The sequence below is a fragment of the Mesorhizobium sp. M7A.F.Ca.CA.004.04.2.1 genome (genome assembly GCF_004022825.1).
GTDB lineage: Bacteria > Pseudomonadota > Alphaproteobacteria > Rhizobiales > Rhizobiaceae > Mesorhizobium.
Genome location: NZ_RZPH01001175.1, coordinates 1 through 1,714 on the forward strand (window position 1 = coordinate 1; position 1,714 = coordinate 1,714).

At 61.2% G+C, this 1,714-nt stretch carries 2 protein-coding genes; both read left to right on the top strand.

All coding sequences use genetic code 11. The annotated features are described in order from the left end of the window. Positions 1-37 precede the first annotated feature (37 nt). Positions 38-1,048 carry a DNA-directed RNA polymerase subunit alpha gene (locus tag EN893_RS32650; RefSeq protein ID WP_023812081.1) on the top strand — a complete coding sequence of 337 codons (1,011 nt, stop codon included), beginning with the start codon at positions 38-40 and terminating at the stop codon, positions 1,046-1,048. 104 nt (positions 1,049-1,152) lie between these two features. Then, complete coding sequence (gene rplQ, locus EN893_RS32655; RefSeq protein WP_013531439.1) at positions 1,153-1,584, top strand: 50S ribosomal protein L17; 432 nt, start codon at positions 1,153-1,155, stop codon at positions 1,582-1,584. Positions 1,585-1,714: the final 130 nt, after the last annotated feature.

Below are 1,714 nucleotides of genomic sequence, written 5' to 3' on the forward strand. Positions count from 1 at the left end.
CGATTGGATGGTGGCGGGTCAACGGAAGGAAAGCATCATGATCCAGAAAAATTGGCAGGAACTGATCAAGCCGAACAAGATCGAGTTCTCGTCGAAGAAGAAGACGCTGACCACGCTGGTCGCCGAGCCTCTCGAGCGTGGCTTTGGCCTGACGCTGGGCAACGCGCTGCGCCGCGTGCTTCTGTCTTCGCTGCGCGGTGCGGCTGTTACCGCCGTGCAGATCGACGGCGTTCTGCATGAATTCTCGTCCATCGCCGGCGTGCGCGAGGACGTGACCGACATCGTCTTGAATATCAAGGAAATCGCCATCCGCATGGAAGGCGATGGTCCCAAGCGCATGGTCGTTCGCAAGCAGGGACCGGGTGCTGTTCTTGCCGGCGACATCCAGACGGTTGGCGACGTCGAGATCCTCAACCCCGACCACGTCATCTGCACGCTGGACGAAGGCGCTGAAATCCGCATGGAATTCACCGTCGACACCGGCAAGGGTTACGTGCCGGCCGACCGCAACCGCGCCGAAGACGCGCCGATCGGCTTGATCCCGGTCGACAGCCTTTATTCGCCGGTCAAGAAGGTCTCCTACAAGGTCGAGAACACCCGCGAGGGCCAGGTTCTCGACTATGACAAGCTGACCATGACGATCGACACCGACGGTTCGATCACCGGCGAGGACGCGGTGGCTTTCGCCGCCCGCATCCTGCAGGACCAGCTCGGCCTGTTCGTCAACTTCGACGAGCCGCAGAAGGAAGTCGCCGCCGAGGCCGTCACCGAGCTCGCCTTCAACCCGGCGCTGCTCAAGAAGGTCGACGAACTCGAGCTTTCGGTGCGTTCGGCCAACTGCCTGAAGAACGACAACATCGTCTATATCGGCGACCTGATCCAGAAGACCGAAGCCGAGATGCTGCGCACCCCGAACTTCGGCCGCAAGTCGCTGAACGAGATCAAGGAAGTCTTGGCGGCGATGGGCTTGCACCTCGGCATGGAAGTGCCGGACTGGCCGCCGGAAAACATCGAAGATCTCGCTAAGCGTTACGAAGACCAATATTGAGCATGAATTCCAAGGATGGGCGGCGTGGGCCGCTCGATCCGACGGTCATGCGGAAAACCATCAGAGGCCGCGGCCTCTTGAACAACTGAAGAAGGAAAAGAGCCATGCGCCACGGTTTCAAAGGCCGTCGCTTCGCCCGAAGCATTAGCCATCGCAAGTCGATGTTCGCCAACCTCGCCGTGTCGCTGCTCGAGCACGAGCAGATCGTCACGACCTTGCCGAAGGCGAAGGACCTGCGTCCGATCGTCGAGAAGCTGGTGACGCTCGGCAAGCGCGGCGACCTGCATGCCCGCCGCCAGGTCATTGCCCAGATCGGCAATGAAGGCGTCGTCAAGCGTCTGTTCGACACCATCGCGCCGCGCTACGCCAACCGCAATGGCGGCTATCTGCGCATCATGAAGGCGGGCTTCCGTCACGGTGACAACGCCGCCATGGCCGTCATCGAGTTCGTCGATCGCGACGTTTCGGCCAAAGGCGCCGGCGACCGCGCTCGCATCGAAGCCGAAAGCGCTGACGCGGACGCCGCAGCCGCATAAGGCTCGGTTTTCCCAAATGAGTTCAAAGGGGCCTGCGGGCCCCTTTTTTGTTTGCCGATGTTTGCTGTCCATCGGCCAGCGCCAGGTACTGGCTTCCGCTCAACAGCTTCCAATCGAATGCACCCGGTAC